The following is a 354-nucleotide window of genomic DNA, read 5'->3' as shown; positions in this document are numbered from 1 at the left end:
TAATGTTGTAGAACAGTTGTCATTTTCATCAGTAACATCACCAGTAATAGTAAGGTCATTAGGGTCTTGATCACATTCTATCTCAATATCTGCAGGTGCAGTAAATGTTGGTGCAATATTATCGGAAACGGTAATGGTTTGCGTTTGTTCTGGCACAGTGTTACCACAGCTATCTGTTAATGTCCATGTTCTGGTGATTACGAATGATCCTTCGCAAGTTCCAGCGACTACAGTGTCTGTGTAGGTCGCGTCTAGCGTTGAAGAACAGTTATCTGCTTCGTTTGTAACATCTCCTGTTATATTTACTCCAGCATCGTAGTTACATGATGCATCTGTAAATATTTCGATATCTGC

1 protein-coding gene is annotated in these 354 nt (G+C 39.8%); it reads right to left on the bottom strand.

Annotated elements, in window-relative coordinates:
* Positions 1-354 (bottom strand): hypothetical protein (locus ACVC08_RS00450; RefSeq protein ID WP_452600549.1); only part of this gene is annotated, 354 nt, incomplete at both ends.

Source organism: Pontimicrobium sp. MEBiC06410 (assembly GCF_053601615.1).
This window is presented reverse-complemented; position numbering and strand designations above follow the sequence as displayed.